The organism is Qipengyuania sp. B-5 (assembly GCF_056857815.1).
On sequence record NZ_JBSXNU010000042.1, the window covers coordinates 60,954 to 77,514 of the forward strand.

Here is a 16,561-nt window from a genome sequence, read left to right on the forward strand (position 1 = left end):
CGTCAGATTCCCGCATACCATTGATAGCCGCGGTCTTCCCAATAGCCGCCGTTTCCTTCGCCGATTTCTTCGAGGCTAGCGACGGCCTCGATGGCGGTGAGATATTTGGCGTGTTTATAACCCAGTTGCCGCTCGATCCGCATGCGCAGCGGCGCACCGTTGTGGATCGGCAGGGGCTCGCCGTTGAGCTGATGGGCCACGATGGTCTGGGGGTGATAGGCGTCGATCAGGTCGACGCTCTCGTAATAGTCTGCACCATTCAGATTGTCGGCGCAGCGGAAGACGATGAACATGGCTTCCGGCCTGAGTTTGGCTGCATCGAGCAGGACCGAGAGTTGCGGCCCGGTCCACTCGCCGATCGCGCTCCAACCTTCCACGCAATCGTGGCGCGTTACCTGTGTGCGCTGGGGAAGGCGGCGGATATTATCGAGACTGAGGGTCATGGGGTTTTCGACCAGCCCGCGAACTTCGAGCCGCCAGTTGGCGAAGTTTTCGGCTGCTTGCTGCGGGTAATCCCCGTTCTGCGGATCGATGGAGCCATTGCCACGAAAGTATGGCGAGATGGCACTACGCGGATATTCGCGGGCCAGCGCCTTGCGGTCGGTCAGGAATCGGTGGGCGCCTTGATGCCATTTTTCTGCAGTGCCGAGCAGTTTCGACCCGGCGTTCGTTTCAGCCACCTTGTTGCAGCCGGTGACGAAGGCGGCCCCGAGAGCGGCGAGAAATCCCCTACGCCTCATGGCTGCGCCCTCCGGTAATCATGTCGCGTATCTGGCCGAACGGGCCTGCCAGCAGCACCAGCACGACATGGACGATGAAGAACCCCAATGTTGCGAACGCGAAGATGAAATGCAGGCTGCGCGCCGATTGCCTCCCGCCCAGAATTTCGACGAGCCAGCCGAAAGTGGGCTCCATCCCGGGGCTGATGGCAATTCCGGTGAATACCATCATAGGCAGGAAGACGCCCAGAACCAGCCCGTAGGCGAGCTTCTGGAGGAAGTTGTACTTGCCTGGGCCGTGGTCGAAATCGAGCCTGAGATGGGCTTTGATGTCTGCGGCTATCGCAGCGGGCTTCCACTCCTTGCCGGAAGTGGCAATGTCACGTTTGAAATGCCGGTTCAGCAGCATGGCCATCCACATGAAGAGCAAGCCGAGCGCAAAGGGCCAGGCCATGAGGATATGCCAGTCGCGAGCCACGGCTAAACTGTAGTATCCGGGGATGGTCATCCAGTCGGGAAAGCGCGGCACGATGAGCCAGGCCTGCTCGGGTGCGAAGCCCCAGGCACCCCAGTAAAGGCGAGGATGCGCGTTGGAAATCGTCAGTCCCGACATGAACAGCACGACGACGCAAACGAGATTGATCCAGTGCCAAAGCCGGGTCGAGAGCCTGTGGCGCTTCATGCCTCTGCGACTTCCCGTGCAAGGTAGATGACATCGCGGCGCTGACGCAGCAGATGCTGTCCGCTATCGACGAAGAGGGTCTGGCCACTCGCTAGATGCCCTTCTGCAAGGAACAATGCGGCTTCAGCTACTTCTTTGGCGGAAGTCCGCCGTCCGAGCAGGTTCATCCTGTGCGAGATTTCTGCTTCTTCGTCGCTCTGGTCATGGCTGGCGAGAATTGCTCCAGGGGCAAGGCCGTATACGCGGTCGTCCGGTCCGGCCGCGCCCATGGAAAGCATGGCAATAGTGGAATCGAGCGCGTATTTGCTCATGGTATAGCTGAAGAAGTCCGGGTTCGGATTGGTGAGTTTCTGGTCGGTTATCTGGATGACCCTGCGCCCTGCACTGGACTTTGCATGTGCCAGATAGGCCTGAGCCATGCTTGCCGGACTGCGGGCATTGACCTGCATAGCGCGTTCGTTCGTTTCGAGATCGAGCGCAGTCACATCATCGGGATCGAATATGGATGCGCAATTCACCAGAGCGCGCCAATCCGGGAGTTTGGCTGCGAGGTTGCGGACCATGGCGATCCCCGCACCGGTATCGGATAAATCGGCTTCGATGGTCTCTGCGCTGGGAAGCTCGCCGGCGAGTGTCTCGGCGGCGTGTCCGGAGGAATTATAATGGATGACGACGTGCCATCCTGATTCGCCGAAGATGCGGGAGATGGCCCCGCCGATGCGTTTGGCTCCGCCCGTTACGAGCACCGAAGGTCTTTCCTGCCTCATGCAAGGGAGACCATAACACTGCATTTGCCGAAGGAAAGCTGCAGGAATGCAAACGGCGCCGCCACCGCTGGGTGACGACGCCGGGAATAGCGAGTTTCGGATCCGGGTCTTACCGGCAGCGGAGGCTTCCGCGGTCGATCTCGCGGCCGACAACTGCACCAACGGCGCCGCCAAGGATCGCTCCGAGCGTGCGGTCGCCGCGACCGGCAAGTTCATGGCCGGCAAGCGCACCTACGCCAGCACCGATTACGAGGCCGGTGGTGCCATTGTCGCGCTTGCAGTAGTAACGACCGTCGCGGCCCCGCCACATGTAGCTATTGCGGGAGATGCGGCGAGGCTGCACGTAATAGCCGCGGTCGTCATAGATGCGATGATGGTAGGCCCGGTCCTTGGCGCGCTTGCCATGGGCAGGGGCCCAGGGAGGCGGATCGGCCGCCGCCGGTGTTGCGGTACCTACTCCGGTCAAAGCCAGAGCAGCAGCGCCGAATGCGATTGTGAATTTTTTCATTATATGTCCCCTTTATCAGGTCTCTGGCGACTAGATTGCGCAGCGGAATACAACCGCGGATGAACGGATGCGATTAGCTCGAAATTAGCGATAAACTGTGTGGGACAATCGGATGAGCCGAGCAGCTCAGCGCAATTTCGCCTCGAGCTTGGCTTGCCATTGCGGCCCGAGTCGCCGGATCGAAAGCAGATCGCGCACTTCGGATGGCGTGAAATCGCGCTTCGGATCAAAAAGCAGGCCGAAAGCTTTATCCACGCTCCACCGGGTCTGGAATCGCTCGACCAGTTCGATGCGGTCGCCTGCCGTCGCTTCTCCTTCTTCGATCACGCGGAAATACCAGCCGCAGCGCCGATTGGCGATAATCCGGCGAACCATGTCTTTGCGACGGAAATGCCTTTCGAGTGTGCTGCAGGGCTGACGACCCATGCTGAGTTCGAGAAGAGCGGTACCGAGACGATAGCGATCACCAATATAGACCTGAGACTCGGTAAGCCCTTCTGCATAGAGGTTTTCACCGAAAGCCCCGGGTAAGGCCAGGCGGTCGACATCGGGAATTTCACGGCGCCAAGAGGGATAGTGGTCGGCGGCATAGACATGGACCGCCATATGCTCGCCGCCGTGATGTTTTCGATCCGACTGGGTGTCGCCTTCAAGGCCCATCCGGTCGATTCTGACCGGGCCGTCCACGATGTGCTTGTCGATCGAACTGATCTTGCCATCGGCCAAAGGAGCTGGCTGGCCTACGCATAATGCATGGACGATCGCGCCTTCGCTCACGGCCGCGCCACCGTCAGAGCGATCCAGTTGCGCATTGTTCCATCGGCTCCTTTACCACGATAGATTTCGGTTTCGAGTAATTCGAAACCGGCGCCGCGATAGGTGCTTTCGATCCACTCGGGATCGGGGAAGTTATGCAGCCGTCCCAACAAGCAGCGGCCCTCGCTATCGCCCAGTTTGTAATTGGCAAAATGCAGACCGCCAGGCTTCAAAGCACAATAGATCGCACCGAGCACTTCGGGTAGATCGCGACGGGCAACATGCAACAGACAAGCGTGCGCCCAGACTGCATCATACTCTTCCTTAGAGCGTTTTCCACAGCGGCTGAATCGACAGGGATTCCCTTGGCGCGGGAGTTCTGATTCAGAATCCGGGCTGGTGGAGGAGGCCAGCACGGATGGCCAAAGCACTATCGCAGGATTTGCGTGATCGGGTCGTCGCGGCGATTGACGGCGGCCTGAGCCGCCGCGGTGCTGCGGCGCGGTTCGGAGTGAGTGTGTCGAGCGCGATCCGCTGGCACCAACTGGCGCGGGAGCATGGTCGCGCGGTTGCCAGGAAGCCTGGCGGTGACCAGCGTTCGTCGAAGACGGATGTTCATGCCGAGCAGATCATGGCGATGCTGGAGGAGCAAGGCGACATTACGCTTGCCGAGCTCCAGTCCGGTCTTGCCGGACGCGGGATCAGCGTCGGGATCGGCACCTTATGGCGGTTCTTCGCCCGCCACGGCATCACGCGCAAAAAAAGACCGGCCACGCGATCGAGCAGGACCGTCCTGACGTCCTGAGGCAGCGTCGGCACTGGTTCGACGGCCAGCTCGATCTGGAGCCGGAGCGCCTCGTGTTCATCGACGAGACGTGGACCGCGACCAACATGACCCGCAGCCACGGCCGATGTGCCAGAGGCGAGCGCCTGCGGATGGGCTTCCCGCACGGCCATCGCAAAACCACCACACTGGTGGCGGGACTTCGCATGACCGGCATGGTCGCACCGATGGTGCTCGATGGTCCTATCAACGGCGACTGGTTCGAAGCCTATGTCGCCCAGGTGCTCGTGCCCGAACTACGGCCCGGCGACATCGTCATCATGGACAATCTGTCGAGCCACAAGCGGGCTGCCGTGCGCGAGCGGATCGAGGCGGCGGGAGCAACCCTGCGCTTCCTGCCGCCCTACAGTCCCGACTTCAATCCGATCGAAAAGGCGTTCTCACGTCTCAAGGCCATGCTCCGCAAAGCAGGCGAGCGAACTGTCAGCGGCCTTTGGGACCTGATCGGCAGGCTCGTCGACATCTTCCAACCAGGCGAATGCGCCAACTACTTCAGCTCGTGCGGCTATGAACCAGAATGATCGGAAAACGCTCTAGCCTGCAGTTCGTCGAAGCGCATGGCCCGTGCACCTACACCAAAGCGCTCATTTGCCTTGCGCACCATGGCCGGGACTGCATCGGTTGCATCGAGAGCGAAGCCACGTTCGATAATTCGCGCTGAATCGCGTCCACCGCCGCATCCGAGTTCCAGGATGGGGACACCGGGTTCCAGGCGGTCGAGAAATGTGTCCAGATGGCGGCTAGGGGCTTGGCCGAAGCTCAATGTATAGCGCGGCGCGTTCGCCTCATAGTAGGCGATCGTCGCCGCGTCGGCGCTCACGCGGGAGCGACCTCTATTGCCTCAGCGGCTTCACGATCACGCTGTGCCCGGCTTTTCTTTTCGGCAGAGGTTTTGAGTTGGCCGCACGCAGCATCGATGTCCCGACCACGCGGAGTTCGCACAGGGGCGGAAATACCGCCTTCAAACACTATATCGGAAAAGCGCTTCACCCGTTCGGGCGTCGAGCATTCATAGCCTGCGCCGGGCCACGGGTTGAAGGGGATCAGGTTGACCTTGGCGGGCAGCTTGTACTGCTTGATGAGCCGGACGAGTTCGCGGGCATGCTCGTCGCTATCGTTCTTGTCCCTCAGCATGACGTATTCGAAGGTAATGCGCCGGGCATTGCTTGCACCCGGATAGGCCGCGCAGGCTGCCAGCAATTCTTCGATGCCGTATTTCTTGTTCAGCGGAACGATTTCGTCGCGGATTTCCTTCGTCACCGCGTGTAGTGAGACCGCAAGATTCACGCCGATTTCCTCGCCGCAGCGATCCATCATGGGGACGACGCCGCTGGTCGAGAGCGTAATGCGGCGCTTGGACAGGGCAAGACCGTCACCGTCCATAACCAGCTTCAACGCGCTCTTCACATTGTCGAAATTGTAAAGCGGTTCGCCCATGCCCATCATCACGATATTGGTGAGTAAACGACCATCGGACGTATATTCGGCGCTGTCTTCCACATCGTCGAGACCGGCCATGGATCCCTTGGGCCATTCACCCAAGGCATCGCGTGCCAGCATGACCTGACCGACTATTTCTCCCGGTGTCAGGTTGCGGACAAGTTTCATCGTGCCCGTGTGGCAGAAGCGGCAATTCAGCGTGCAACCTACCTGGCTCGATACGCACAGCGTCCCGCGATCCGCATCAGGAATGAAGACCATTTCGAACTCGTGCCCGTCGGCTGTCTTCAACAACCATTTGCGGGTTCCGTCGGTCGAATGCTGCGCTTCGACGACTTCGGGCCGACCGATCACGAAGCGCTCCGCCAACCACGGGCGCATGGTCTTGGCGATATCGGTCATCGCTTCGAATTCCGTCACGCCGCGATGATATAGCCAGTGGAACACCTGCTTCGCACGCAACTTGGCCTGTCTGGCTTCCAGTCCCGCGTTTGCGAAAAGTTCGCGTATACGGTCTTTCGGCAAGCCGATGAGATCCACGCGGCCGTCATCGCGCGGCGTTATATCACGCGCGACGGGAACCGGGTCGATTTGCCCGGGAATGCTCATCAAAATCGTATCTGCCATGGGAGCCCCGCATATAGGTAAATTCGGAATGAATTGAAAGCCTGAGCGAAGGGACGGAACAATTCCGGACATGTCACTGGGTTCCGCCGTTAGTGGATTTTGCAATTCCATTCGTCGACATTTTTTGCACCGCACAATTCGTCGCTGGAAAATGTCGTTTCATCGCGGATTATGTGGCTAAAAAACCACGCTTTCTTGTTGTGCAGCGTTCATGAAACTGATCCCGCTTTCGCTCCGTTCTGAAGGTCCACGCGGTCGGATATGAAGATCGCGGACAACAAAACGGAGTTCGAAAAAATGAAAACCACCTCAGCCCTTCTCGTAGCAGGTTCGATGCTTGCCGTTGCCACTCCTGCGATGGCGCAGGATAGCGAGAACTTCGATGGCTTCCGCGTAGAAGCCCTTGCCGGTTACGATGTCAGCCAGGCAGGTAGCAGCCAGGATATCGAGGGCGAAAACGACGAATCGATCGAAGGCGTCAGTTATGGCGTTGGCCTGGGCTATGATTACGACGCCGGCGGCGTCGTGCTTGGTCTCGAAGGCGAATACGCCGGTTCGACCGCAGAAGTAGAATATGACGATGGTGATGTAGAGACGTTCGGCATTGGCAACGTCTCCGCAGGTCGCGACCTCTACGCTGGCGCTCGCATCGGCGTAAAGGCGAATGACGACCTTTTGGTCTATGCCAAGGGCGGTTACACCAACGCGACCTATGATATCCGATCGGCAAGCGGTAATACCGAGTATCGCGCCGATATCGATACCGATGGATATCGAGTAGGCGCAGGCGTTGAATATGCTCTGAGCGGTAACACCTTCGCCAAGGTCGAATACCGTTACTCGAACTATTCGGATGCTGAAATCGATTACGAAGGCGATGCGCCGGATGTCGATCTCGGGGAAATCGACCTTGATCGCCACCAGGTGATGGCTGGGTTCGGTATGCGTTTCTAAGCGCTATTCGCATCCACGCAAACAGAGGCCGGGAGCATCGCTGCTCCCGGCCTTTCTATATCAGCGACGCATGCAGGCGAGCGCTGCGGCATCGATGGCTGATGCGGCTCCTGCCAGCGGGTATCTGTCCGAAAAATGGCGACCACGTGCATCTGTCGCATATATTGTCATGGTTTGGGCGTTCCTGATGGCAGCCACAATTGCTCTGTCCATCGAGGTATCTTTCGCCCAGGCATCTGCCTTGCCCGGAATCAGCACGAAACTGGCTTGGCCGATCCGTAGAGTAACGCGCTGATTTTCACCTAGCGCCCGTGACAGGCGGAAGTGCGCCTGTCCGCGGATCCGCCTTGCAGGCCAGGTGCCGATAGTCGCATAAGGCTGGAAATCGCGTTGCCGCTGGCTCGTTTCGGCTTCTGCAATGGCATAGCACCGGGGCACCGATGCATCGCGAAATGCCGCCCAGGTAGAAAAGACGCCCAGGCTGTCCTTAGCGAACAGCGGACCCGCCACAATCGCGGCGAGGGCTAAACCGATGGCCGCATACCTACGCATATTCGATCGCAAGCACTTCCCATTCCTTGTCGCCTGATGGCAGGTGGACAGTGCGAAGGTCGCCTACACGGGCACCTTTGAGTGCGCGAGCAAGCGGGCTGGACCAGCCGATGCGCCCCCGGCTTGCATCCTGCTCGTCATCGCCGACCAGTGTCAGTTCCCGGCGGATATCGTCCTCGTCGGCGACGATTACCGTCGCGCCGAAGAACACTTGGTCCTTGTCCGGTTGGTCTTGCGGTGCGAGCACTCGCGCGGCTTTCATCCGCCGCGCCAGATGGCCAAGCTCGCGGTCGATCTCACGCATGCGCTTGCGACCGTAGAGATAGTCGCCATTCTCGCTTCGATCACCGTTACCTGCGGCCCAGCTGACTATCTCTACGATCTCAGGTCGTTCGGTGCCGAGCAGGTGATTGTAGCGCGCTTTCAGCGCGGCATAGCCTGCAGGCGTGATCGGATTGGTCTTGCCCTCCATGACGGGCAAGTTCCTAGCGCATGTCAGCTCGGAAGGTAATGCCGGATATCCTTTTGGGCAGCCGACGATTTGTCCGGATTCATATTGGCATAGGAAACTGCGTTTCCGATAACGCGCATCACATAATAGCGCGTCTCGAAATTGGACGGAATCTGCTCGATCCAGGTCACCCAGTCGACCACGCCAGTGCGCGGATCGCCATTCAGACGCAACCATTCATTCACCCGGCCCGGGCCAGCATTATAAGCGGCAATCGCAAGCGGATAGGCACCGTTGTACCGATCCATCAGTCGGGCGAAATGCGCGTCGCCGAGGCGGATATTGTAGCTTGGGTTTTCGGTAAGATTCGCGGACATGTACTGCATGCCGATCTTGCCCGCTTCTTCGCGAGCAGTACCCGGCATCAACTGCATCATCCCGCGAGCACCGGCATGGCTGACTCGCGTACGATCGAATTCGCTTTCCTGGCGAGCGATGGCGTGGACCATTGTCCAGTTCGCGCCCGCATGGGTCGAGACGGTCGGGAAACCGAGGCGCTCGAAGCCGATTACGCCGGTTTCTCCAGCTACCATTCCTGCAACCACCGCCATTTCATTGAGGCCGGTCTCCCGCGCCAGCTCTGCGACAAGAGCCATTTCGGTGGGCGTATCGGCATTCTCGGCAATGGCTTCGAAGAAAGCGCGCTCGGTGCGCCAGTCGCGCCGGTTGCGCGCAATATCGCGCAGTGCAAGCGTCAGTGGCTCGGCCTGGAAGGCCAGGCGGGCATCCGCATCGATTCCAGTCGTCAGAACCGGCTCGAAAGCGGGCAGGGGTCTGCCCAGTTCGCTGAGGGCGAGTTGGCCATAATAATAGTCGGGATAATCTGCCGCCATGGTCCAATATCTCTGGGCTTCGGCACGATCGCCAGCGCGCGCTGCAGCGCGGCCTGCCCAGTAAAATCCCTTGGAGCGGGTAAGGGGGGTCTTCGCCCCGGTCCCGTAGCGATAGAACAGTGGCGCGGCGCGCGCGCCGTCCCCAAGCGACCAAAGCGCCTTCGTGCCGCCCAGCCACATGAGGTCGGTGTATTTGTCTCTAAGTGTAAATGAACCCTCCGAAACATCCGTTCCGGGTGCGAAGAGATCGTCCACCTTCGACGCGATGTTTACCGCGCTCCGAGCATCGGCGCCCTGGGCCACGCGGAGTGCTTCACTCACGAAATCTGCTGCTTCGAAAGCTGGCGAGGAGAAGTCGGCCCGAGTCGAAAGAAGATTGATCGCCGAAGGCAGCTGGCCATTGCTACGATAGAATCTGGCGAGATTGTAAACATAGCCGCTGTCGTTGAGCGCACCGTCGGGCACTGGCAGCCCGGCCTGGCTTGGCGTGCTGCCCTGAAGAAGGGCCAGCCTGGCCTGCGCCATCGATCGGTATGTCGGCGAAACCCGCACGATCTGGCGCGTGGCGGCTTCTAGATTACCTTGCCACAGCAGAGCATCCATTCGCGCATCGTGGTCTTCGGGCAAAAGATTCTGCGAGAACAGGCCCTGCATATATGCCTCGGCAGGACCGCTCATGGTTCCCCCACGCCATGCTTCGCGCGCCAGCTCGGTGGCTTCGGGACGGTTCATTGCCGCCAGTGCAAGCGCATAGCGGGCCTTGGCACTGTTGGTGATCGGCGGATGCGCGTCGAAGAACTGGACCAGAGCTTGCGGGGTTACCGCATCACGATCCAGCGCAGTTTCCGCGCGACGCTGCAAGAGATCCTGTTTCGGGAAATTGGGATAGTCAGTAATGAAGCCGGCATACTGTGCGAAGCCGAGATTGTCGGTCTTGGTTAGATATTCCCACTGGCCGATCGCTTGCGAAATCCGCGTCGGCTGCTGGGCGACCAGCGAATTACCCTGATCCGGCCAGCTGGTCGGCGTTTGCGCATGCGCGGCGACGGGCATGGCAAGCGCGGTGCCAGCCATAAGTGCGAGTGACAAATAAGTTTTCCGGTCCATGCTGGACATACTGCCCGGCCCCTCCTTATCAGGTGGTGAATGAATTGTGTCGGCGGGTGCCTAAATTGCTCGCATTTCATACCTCTAACGTAGGACGGACGTAAATGTTCTCAGGCTCGATTCCGGCTCTGGCGACTCCATTTCGCGACGGATCGTTCGACGAGGCCGCTTTCCGCAAGCTCGTCGATTGGCAAATAGAAAACGGCAGCAAGGCTTTGGTGCCCTGCGGTACGACCGGTGAGGCTTCTACACTATCGAATGCGGAGCATCATCGCGTCATTGAAGTCTGCATCGAACAGGCAGCCGGGCGCGTACCGGTTATTGCTGGTTGTGGAAGCAATGACACACGCAATGCCCTGCTGCACATGCAGTTTTCGAAAAAGGCCGGGGCAGCTGCTGGGTTGTGCGTTGCACCTTACTACAACCGCCCCAGTCAGGCCGGCTTGATTGCGCATTTCAGCTTTCTGGCAGAAAACAGCGATCTGCCTATCGTGCTCTACAATGTTCCCAGCAGGACTGTGACGGATATCGAGGACGAAACCGTAGTCGAACTGGTGCGGAAATATCCCACTCGGATCGTGGCCATCAAGGACGCTAGCGGCGACCTTTCGCGCGTTGCGGATCATCGCATGGGACTCGATCATGAATTTTGCCAATTGTCGGGCAATGATGAACTGTGGTTGCCGCACTCGGCTGCGGGTGGCTCCGGGTGCATTTCGGTTACCGCAAACGTTGCGCCTGCGCTATGCGCCGAATTCCATGAGGCCATTGCCGCCAACGAACTGGTCAAGGCCCGCGAATTGAACGACAGGCTGTTCCCGCTCCACTACGCCATGTTCTCCGACGCCAGCCCGGCGCCGGTCAAATACGCGCTGAGCCGGGTGCACGACTGGTTTTCGTGCGACGTACGTCTGCCGCTGTGCAATGCCAGTGAGGCGAGCCGCAAGGCGGTGGACGAAGCCCTGGAGCATGCTGGCTTGGTTTGACTTGGCATAACGGCTTCGGCACCCTAGATGCGCGCACCCTATGGCACGTCCCAAGCCCGCCACTTTCGATAAGCAGAAAACCGTCGCCGACAATCGGCGTGTGCGGTTCGACTACCATGTCGAAGACGTTTTCGAGGCAGGACTGGCGCTGCAGGGAACCGAGGTGAAGGCGTTGAGGGCTGGCGAGGCGTCGATCAAAGAAAGCTACGCCGAAGTTCGTGATGGCCAGGTGTGGCTCGTCAACGCCAACATTCCGGAGTATTCTCATGGCAATCGGCTCAACCATGAGCCACGTCGTCCGCGCAAGCTCTTGCTCCATGAACGAGAAATCGAGAAGCTGTTCGGTGCTGTCGAGCGCAAGGGGATGACGCTTGTTCCCTTGTCGATCTATTTCAACTCGACGGGCAGGGCAAAGGTGGAACTTGCACTGGCCAAGGGCAAACAGGCCCATGACAAGCGGCAGACTATCAAGGACCGCGACTGGAAGCGCGACAAGGCGCGGTTAATGCGCGAAAAAGGATAAATAGCTCGCTCCCCTTCCGTATCGGGTTTGTGCTAACCACATCGATGATCATGCCTGTTTTGTCGCCCCACTTGCACGACCTGCCTATGCGCCCCGCCGCGATCGAGCGTTCTGCGGGGCTGTGTCGGTGAAGGGGTTCAGGTCAAAGACTTTCCTCGCGGACGTATTCCGCAAGTATATGCCGACACGCGAAGAAATGGCGGAAAACCGCTTTCTCAAGCCGATCGCCCACCGGTTCCTTTCTCCCGAGTTATGGCGTTTTACCCGCCGCAGCGTTCCGCGGGGGGTTGCATTGGGGCTGTTCGCAGCTTTCATCGTGCCGATCGGGCAGATTTTCCTCGCCGCTTTCATGGCCTTGCCTGCGCGGGCGAATGTTCCGCTTGCTGCGCTCGTGACTTTTGTCACCAATCCCTTCACCCTGCCGTTCTGGCTGTTTTTCGCGAACAGGACCGGGCATGTCGTTCTGAATCTCGATGCGGCAGTGGGGGCAGGCGCGGGGCGGCTGGCTGAAGATACCGGAGCATTGGCCGGGTGGCTGGAAGTCGGTGGAGTTACCGCATTCGGCTTTCTCGTGCTCGCTTTGGTGAGCGCGGCTGTCGGTTACCTTGCTGCAGGTTTCGTCTGGCGCTTTCTTGTCGCCCGGAGGAGGGAGAAGAGGCTGGAACGTATGGAAGCGCGGCTCGACGAACGTCTGGGTGAGGAAAGCGAATGAGGCTGGACGGAGATCGCGATCTCGAGGGATTACCACCGCTTCCGCTTATTCTCGGCATCGTCCTCGCGTTTGCTTTATCTGTTGCTCTCGTCTGGTTGGCAGCGGGAACGGTTGTCGTCGCCGGCGCATATGGCGGTACTCTGCTTGTCGTCGTGCTTACCTTGCTGCTGGCTCCACGTTTCAAGCCCGAAATGCCAGCAGATGGTTTTGCAAATCCAGATTGGAGTGTGACGGCCGCAGCTATTCAGAATCGGCGTCACGGTGTCGCCGTGATCGACCGTGCAAATCGGCTGACCTGTGCGAACTCAACATATGAAAAATGGTTCGGCGCCGATCTTGCGCCGCACGAGATCCAGTTCAGCGATGCAGATTCCGGCAAGTTATCCGAGGCGGCGAGGAAAGCCTGGCGGGAAGGCCATGCCGAATGCGCCGACCTGACCATAGCGTCAGGCAAGAACGCCTACAGGCTGACGATAGAGCGTGTGGGGAGGGGGGAGGATTACCTGGTCTGGCGCTTCGGAGAGATCGTAAAGCAACGAAGCTATGATGGTATCGCCGAACGCATTTCCGGGCCGTTCGGGTCGATTATATCCCGTTCCGGGATCGAATTGGCGCTCGTTGCGTCCGATGGAATCGTCCAGGTTGCTACACCTGGCCTGGCCGAAAGGGCGATTGGTGCAAAGGATGTGACGCTAAGCGGGCAGGAATTCGTGCAGTTGCTCCGATCCGACGACCGCGATCGTATCTTCTTTGCCCGGGAAGGACAGCAGGGTTCACCCCAAACGCTGGTCCATGTTCCTCTCGATCCGCCGGCAGGGCTGGATGAGGAGGAGGCGCCGGCGCTTATGGTGCTGGTGGATAGCACAGTCGGGATCGGTGGCGGCTGGCAAGGCAGCGGCAAGGCCGCGATCCCGCAACTGGAGGCGCTGCTCTCGGCTTTGCCCCTAGGGCTGGCGCTTACGGATCGCGACGGTCGATTTCTCTTTGCCAACAAGGCATTTCTTCGTGCCGTGGAGCGGGAAGAGAACGGACTACCGCAATTTCCTTCGGATCTCGTGGTTCGCGAGGACAAGGCTGCAATAGCCGATACGGTACGTAGATTCGCCAAGGGCGCTACCTCGAGCGGTGACATGGCCGTGCGACTGGCCAACGACAAGGAAGAGCCGGTCTCGATCGGTCTTGCCGGTGTACGAGGACTGGGCGACGCGGCCGTATTGCTTTCGATAAGCGATTCCAGTGAAGAAAAAAGGCTGCGCCGCCAGGTAGCACAGGCCACGAAGATGCAGGCAGTTGGCCAGCTTGCCGGGGGCGTCGCGCACGATTTCAACAACGTATTGACGGCGATCATCGGCTATTGCGATCTCATGCTGCTCCGTCACACGCCGGGCGATAGCGATTACGACGATATCCAGCAGATCAAGGCGAATTCCAATCGTGCGGCATCGCTTACCCGCCAATTGCTTGCCTTCAGCCGCCAACAGACCTTGCGGCCGGTAGTCCTGCAGATGCCGGATGTCGTCAGCGAGGTCAGCCAGCTCCTGAAACGCCTCATGGGCGATAAAGTCGAATTTTCGGTTCGCCATGACCGGGAGCTTGGGCCGGTTCGTGCCGACCCGCAGCAGCTGGAACAGGTGATTATCAATCTGGCAGTTAATGCGCGCGATGCGATGCAGAGCCATGCTGCGCGACTTGGAAAGCAGGACTGGAAAGGCCGGCTGACGCTCGCGACCCGACGCGTCTCGGCACGCGACGTGCGCAAGATGGGCATCGATATCATGCCGGCAGACGATTATACTGTGCTCATCGTGCAGGATACTGGCGGCGGCATATCACCCGAGCACCTCAACAAGATTTTCGAGCCCTTCTTTACCACCAAGGAGCAGGGGAAGGGTACGGGGCTTGGCTTGTCGACGGTATACGGGATTGTGAAGCAGTCGAACGGCTTCATCTTTGCCGACAACGTTTCCGACGCGGGCGGTGGGCCGACCGGCGCACGTTTCACCGTCTACCTTCCGGTCCACAAAGGCGAACTGCCGGAAAAGCAAAACGGGGAGAATGGCGATGAAGCCAAGGCCAGCGAATGGTCGGGTGGTGGCAAGCTGTTGCTCGTGGAAGACGAGGATATGGTCCGTGCGGTCGCGGAGCGTGCGCTGACGCGCGCCGGCTACAGCGTGACTACTGCTCGCGATGGGGAAGAGGGTTTGGCCGAGATCGCGAATGGCACTGTGGAATTCGATCTGGTTGTGTCCGATGTGGTCATGCCGGCCATGGATGGCCCCGCCATGGCCAGAGCCATTCGCAAGGTGAAACCGAAATTGCCGATTCTGTTCATGTCGGGATATGCGGAAGAACAACTGCGCAATGACATCGATATCGAAAACATGCACTTCATCCCGAAACCTTTCAGCGTTCAGCAAATTAACGCCAAAGTTTCCGAAGTGCTGGGAGAGCAGATAAAAGCCGAAGCGTGAAGCTCTCGGAGTACCTCACATTGCATGGGCGATCTGCTCCATAAGAAAAGTCTCGTTCCACTCTTGTTCTATTGGAACAAACGCGGTACACCCTTTCCCAGTTGAAGAGTCGGATGTGGCTCTGGAAAAGCGAAAGGGGAATGTGTCATGGCGGCTAGTCTGAAGTTGATAGAGGGAAAACAAGTGGACTCAGATCGCCAGAAGGCATTGGATGCCGCTCTCGCACAGATCGATCGTGCATTCGGCAAAGGCTCGGCGATGAAGCTGGGCCAGAAGGAAGCCATGCAGGTCGAAGCTATCTCGACCGGCTCTCTTGGCCTCGATATCGCATTGGGCGTGGGCGGATTGCCCAAGGGCCGCGTGATCGAGGTTTACGGACCCGAAAGCTCCGGCAAGACTACGCTTGCATTACATTGCATTGCGGAAGCGCAGAAAGCGGGCGGTACTGCCGCTTTCGTCGACGCCGAACACGCGCTCGACCCGGTCTACGCCAAGAAGCTAGGCGTAGATATCGACGAATTGATCATATCGCAGCCCGATACGGGCGAGCAGGCGCTGGAGATTACCGATACTCTGGTGCGATCGAATGCGGTCGATATCCTCGTGGTCGACTCGGTCGCCGCGCTTGTGCCGCGCGCCGAGATCGAAGGTGAAATGGGTGATAGTCATGTCGGCTTGCAGGCTCGTCTCATGTCGCAATCGCTGCGTAAGTTGACTGGTTCGATCAATCGTTCGAAATGCATGGTCATCTTCATCAATCAGCTGCGCATGAAGATCGGTGTGATGTACGGTAATCCGGAAACCACCACCGGCGGCAATGCGCTCAAGTTCTATGCCTCGGTCCGCCTCGATATCCGTCGGACCGGCCAGATCAAGGACCGTGACGAGGTGATCGGCAACGCGACCCGTGTGAAGGTCGTCAAGAACAAGGTCGCTCCTCCATTCAAGCAGGTCGAGTTCGACATCATGTATGGCGAAGGTATCTCCAAGATCGGCGAAATTCTCGATCTTGGGGTGAAAGCAGGCGTGGTCGAAAAGTCGGGCAGCTGGTTTAGCTACGACAGCGTCCGCATCGGCCAGGGGCGTGAGAACGCGAAGACCTTCCTCAAGGAAAACCCCGAAATGTGCGCCAAGTTGGAAGCTGCGATCCGCGGCAAAACCGATGAGGTCGCCGAAGAGATGATGACGGGTCCGGACGCGGAAGACTGATCTCATCTCTTCAAGCGGGAGCGCGTGCGGCACTTTTCCCCGTTGCACGTTCGGTCGGACTGTCCCCGACGCTCCCGGAAACACGGAAAGCCGGTGCGCGCGCGCAATTTGTGCCGCACCGGCTTTTCGCGTTCGAAATGCGTCGAAGATATCCTTACCGGAGCGAAAGGGCAGGCGGACGAAATAGCCGCGATCGACTATCAGACGATCGCCGGACGTAGCTGGACACCCGCAATAACCCCTCGCATTTCGCATGCCGATGTGATTCAGCGTCCGCGAGGAGATATCGCTGATGCACCCATCGAGCCTGTTTTCGCTATCGGAGCATTTGGAGCGGCTGAGCCGGGATGGCGATCCGCT

General features: G+C 59.1%; 19 protein-coding genes. 8 read left to right on the plus strand and 11 right to left on the minus strand.

Going from position 1 to position 16,561, the window contains the following annotated elements; translation table 11 throughout:
- Nucleotides 1–2: 2 nt before the first annotated feature.
- The 6 genes from AC13CE_RS07245 to AC13CE_RS07270 form a co-directional block, all read right to left on the minus strand.
- Nucleotides 3–740, minus strand: coding sequence for a molybdopterin-dependent oxidoreductase (locus AC13CE_RS07245; protein WP_482972019.1), 738 nt, complete (start codon nt 738–740; stop codon nt 3–5).
- Nucleotides 730–1,401: a cytochrome b/b6 domain-containing protein gene (locus AC13CE_RS07250; protein ID WP_482972020.1), complete on the minus strand. Its 672-nt coding sequence runs from the start codon at nt 1,399–1,401 to the stop codon at nt 730–732. Before AC13CE_RS07250 ends, AC13CE_RS07245 begins: the two co-directional genes overlap by 11 nt.
- On the minus strand, nt 1,398–2,168 hold the full coding sequence (locus tag AC13CE_RS07255) for an SDR family oxidoreductase (RefSeq protein WP_482972021.1): 771 nt from the start codon (nt 2,166–2,168) through the stop codon (nt 1,398–1,400). Before AC13CE_RS07255 ends, AC13CE_RS07250 begins: the two co-directional genes overlap by 4 nt.
- 109 nt (nt 2,169–2,277) lie before the next feature.
- Entirely contained in the window at nt 2,278–2,676 is a 399-nt protein-coding gene (locus AC13CE_RS07260; protein WP_473822070.1) for a glycine zipper 2TM domain-containing protein, read from the minus strand.
- 126 nt (nt 2,677–2,802) lie between these two features.
- Entirely contained in the window at nt 2,803–3,453 is a 651-nt protein-coding gene (locus tag AC13CE_RS07265; protein ID WP_482972022.1) for an MOSC domain-containing protein, read from the minus strand.
- Complete coding sequence (locus AC13CE_RS07270; protein ID WP_482972023.1) at nt 3,450–3,848, minus strand: hypothetical protein; 399 nt, start codon at nt 3,846–3,848, stop codon at nt 3,450–3,452. Before AC13CE_RS07270 ends, AC13CE_RS07265 begins: the two co-directional genes overlap by 4 nt.
- A gap of 2 nt (nt 3,849–3,850) precedes the next feature.
- On the opposite strand from AC13CE_RS07270, the gene AC13CE_RS07275 reads away from it, so the two are divergent.
- Nucleotides 3,851–4,797, plus strand: a protein-coding gene (locus AC13CE_RS07275) for an IS630 family transposase (RefSeq protein WP_482972024.1) whose coding sequence is annotated in 2 segments (ribosomal slippage) — nt 3,851–4,187 and nt 4,187–4,797 — 948 coding nt in all. Because the reading frame shifts where the segments join, the coding sequence is not laid out codon by codon here.
- On the opposite strand, the gene AC13CE_RS07280 is transcribed toward AC13CE_RS07275, so the two are convergent.
- Nucleotides 4,782–5,096, minus strand: coding sequence for a methyltransferase domain-containing protein (locus AC13CE_RS07280; RefSeq protein ID WP_482972025.1), 315 nt, complete (start codon nt 5,094–5,096; stop codon nt 4,782–4,784). The genes AC13CE_RS07275 and AC13CE_RS07280 overlap by 16 nt on opposite strands.
- Nucleotides 5,093–6,343, minus strand: a complete 1,251-nt coding sequence (gene rlmN / locus AC13CE_RS07285) for a dual-specificity RNA methyltransferase RlmN (protein WP_221541276.1) — start codon at nt 6,341–6,343, stop codon at nt 5,093–5,095. The genes AC13CE_RS07280 and rlmN overlap by 4 nt, the downstream gene beginning before the upstream one ends.
- Nucleotides 6,344–6,640: 297 nt before the next feature.
- Here rlmN and AC13CE_RS07290 point away from each other — a divergent pair, with 297 nt between their 5' ends.
- Nucleotides 6,641–7,297, plus strand: a complete 657-nt coding sequence (locus AC13CE_RS07290) for an outer membrane protein (protein WP_221541275.1) — start codon at nt 6,641–6,643, stop codon at nt 7,295–7,297.
- Nucleotides 7,298–7,357: 60 nt separating this feature from the next.
- Here the strand turns inward: AC13CE_RS07290 and AC13CE_RS07295 are convergent, their stop codons facing one another.
- The 3 genes from AC13CE_RS07295 to AC13CE_RS07305 are packed head-to-tail and all read right to left on the minus strand — an operon-like array spanning nt 7,358 to nt 10,282.
- Nucleotides 7,358–7,849, minus strand: a complete 492-nt coding sequence (locus tag AC13CE_RS07295; RefSeq protein WP_482972026.1) for an invasion associated locus B family protein — start codon at nt 7,847–7,849, stop codon at nt 7,358–7,360.
- A complete protein-coding gene (gene greB / locus AC13CE_RS07300) occupies nt 7,842–8,321 on the minus strand; it encodes a transcription elongation factor GreB (RefSeq protein WP_482972027.1) in 480 nt (159 codons plus the stop codon). Before greB ends, AC13CE_RS07295 begins: the two co-directional genes overlap by 8 nt.
- Before the next feature lie 23 nt (nt 8,322–8,344).
- A complete protein-coding gene (locus AC13CE_RS07305) occupies nt 8,345–10,282 on the minus strand; it encodes a lytic transglycosylase domain-containing protein (RefSeq protein WP_482972028.1) in 1,938 nt (645 codons plus the stop codon).
- A gap of 122 nt (nt 10,283–10,404) precedes the next feature.
- On the opposite strand from AC13CE_RS07305, the gene dapA reads away from it, so the two are divergent.
- From dapA to AC13CE_RS07335, 6 genes are all read left to right on the plus strand, one after another.
- Nucleotides 10,405–11,286, plus strand: coding sequence for a 4-hydroxy-tetrahydrodipicolinate synthase (gene dapA / locus AC13CE_RS07310; protein ID WP_473820924.1), 882 nt, complete (start codon nt 10,405–10,407; stop codon nt 11,284–11,286).
- Nucleotides 11,287–11,326: 40 nt separating this feature from the next.
- On the plus strand, nt 11,327–11,809 hold the full coding sequence (gene smpB / locus AC13CE_RS07315) for an SsrA-binding protein SmpB (protein ID WP_221541271.1): 483 nt from the start codon (nt 11,327–11,329) through the stop codon (nt 11,807–11,809).
- A 178-nt stretch (nt 11,810–11,987) separates the two neighbouring features.
- Complete coding sequence (locus AC13CE_RS07320) at nt 11,988–12,521, plus strand: DUF2062 domain-containing protein (RefSeq protein WP_221541292.1); 534 nt, start codon at nt 11,988–11,990, stop codon at nt 12,519–12,521.
- Nucleotides 12,518–14,992, plus strand: coding sequence for a hybrid sensor histidine kinase/response regulator (locus AC13CE_RS07325; RefSeq protein ID WP_482972029.1), 2,475 nt, complete (start codon nt 12,518–12,520; stop codon nt 14,990–14,992). The genes AC13CE_RS07320 and AC13CE_RS07325 overlap by 4 nt, the downstream gene beginning before the upstream one ends.
- A gap of 147 nt (nt 14,993–15,139) precedes the next feature.
- Nucleotides 15,140–16,201 (plus strand): recombinase RecA, encoded by a 1,062-nt coding sequence (gene recA, locus AC13CE_RS07330; RefSeq protein ID WP_221541269.1) that lies wholly within the window; start codon nt 15,140–15,142, stop codon nt 16,199–16,201.
- A gap of 93 nt (nt 16,202–16,294) precedes the next feature.
- Nucleotides 16,295–16,561 (plus strand): hypothetical protein (locus AC13CE_RS07335; protein ID WP_482972030.1); only part of this gene is annotated, 267 nt, incomplete at its 3' end.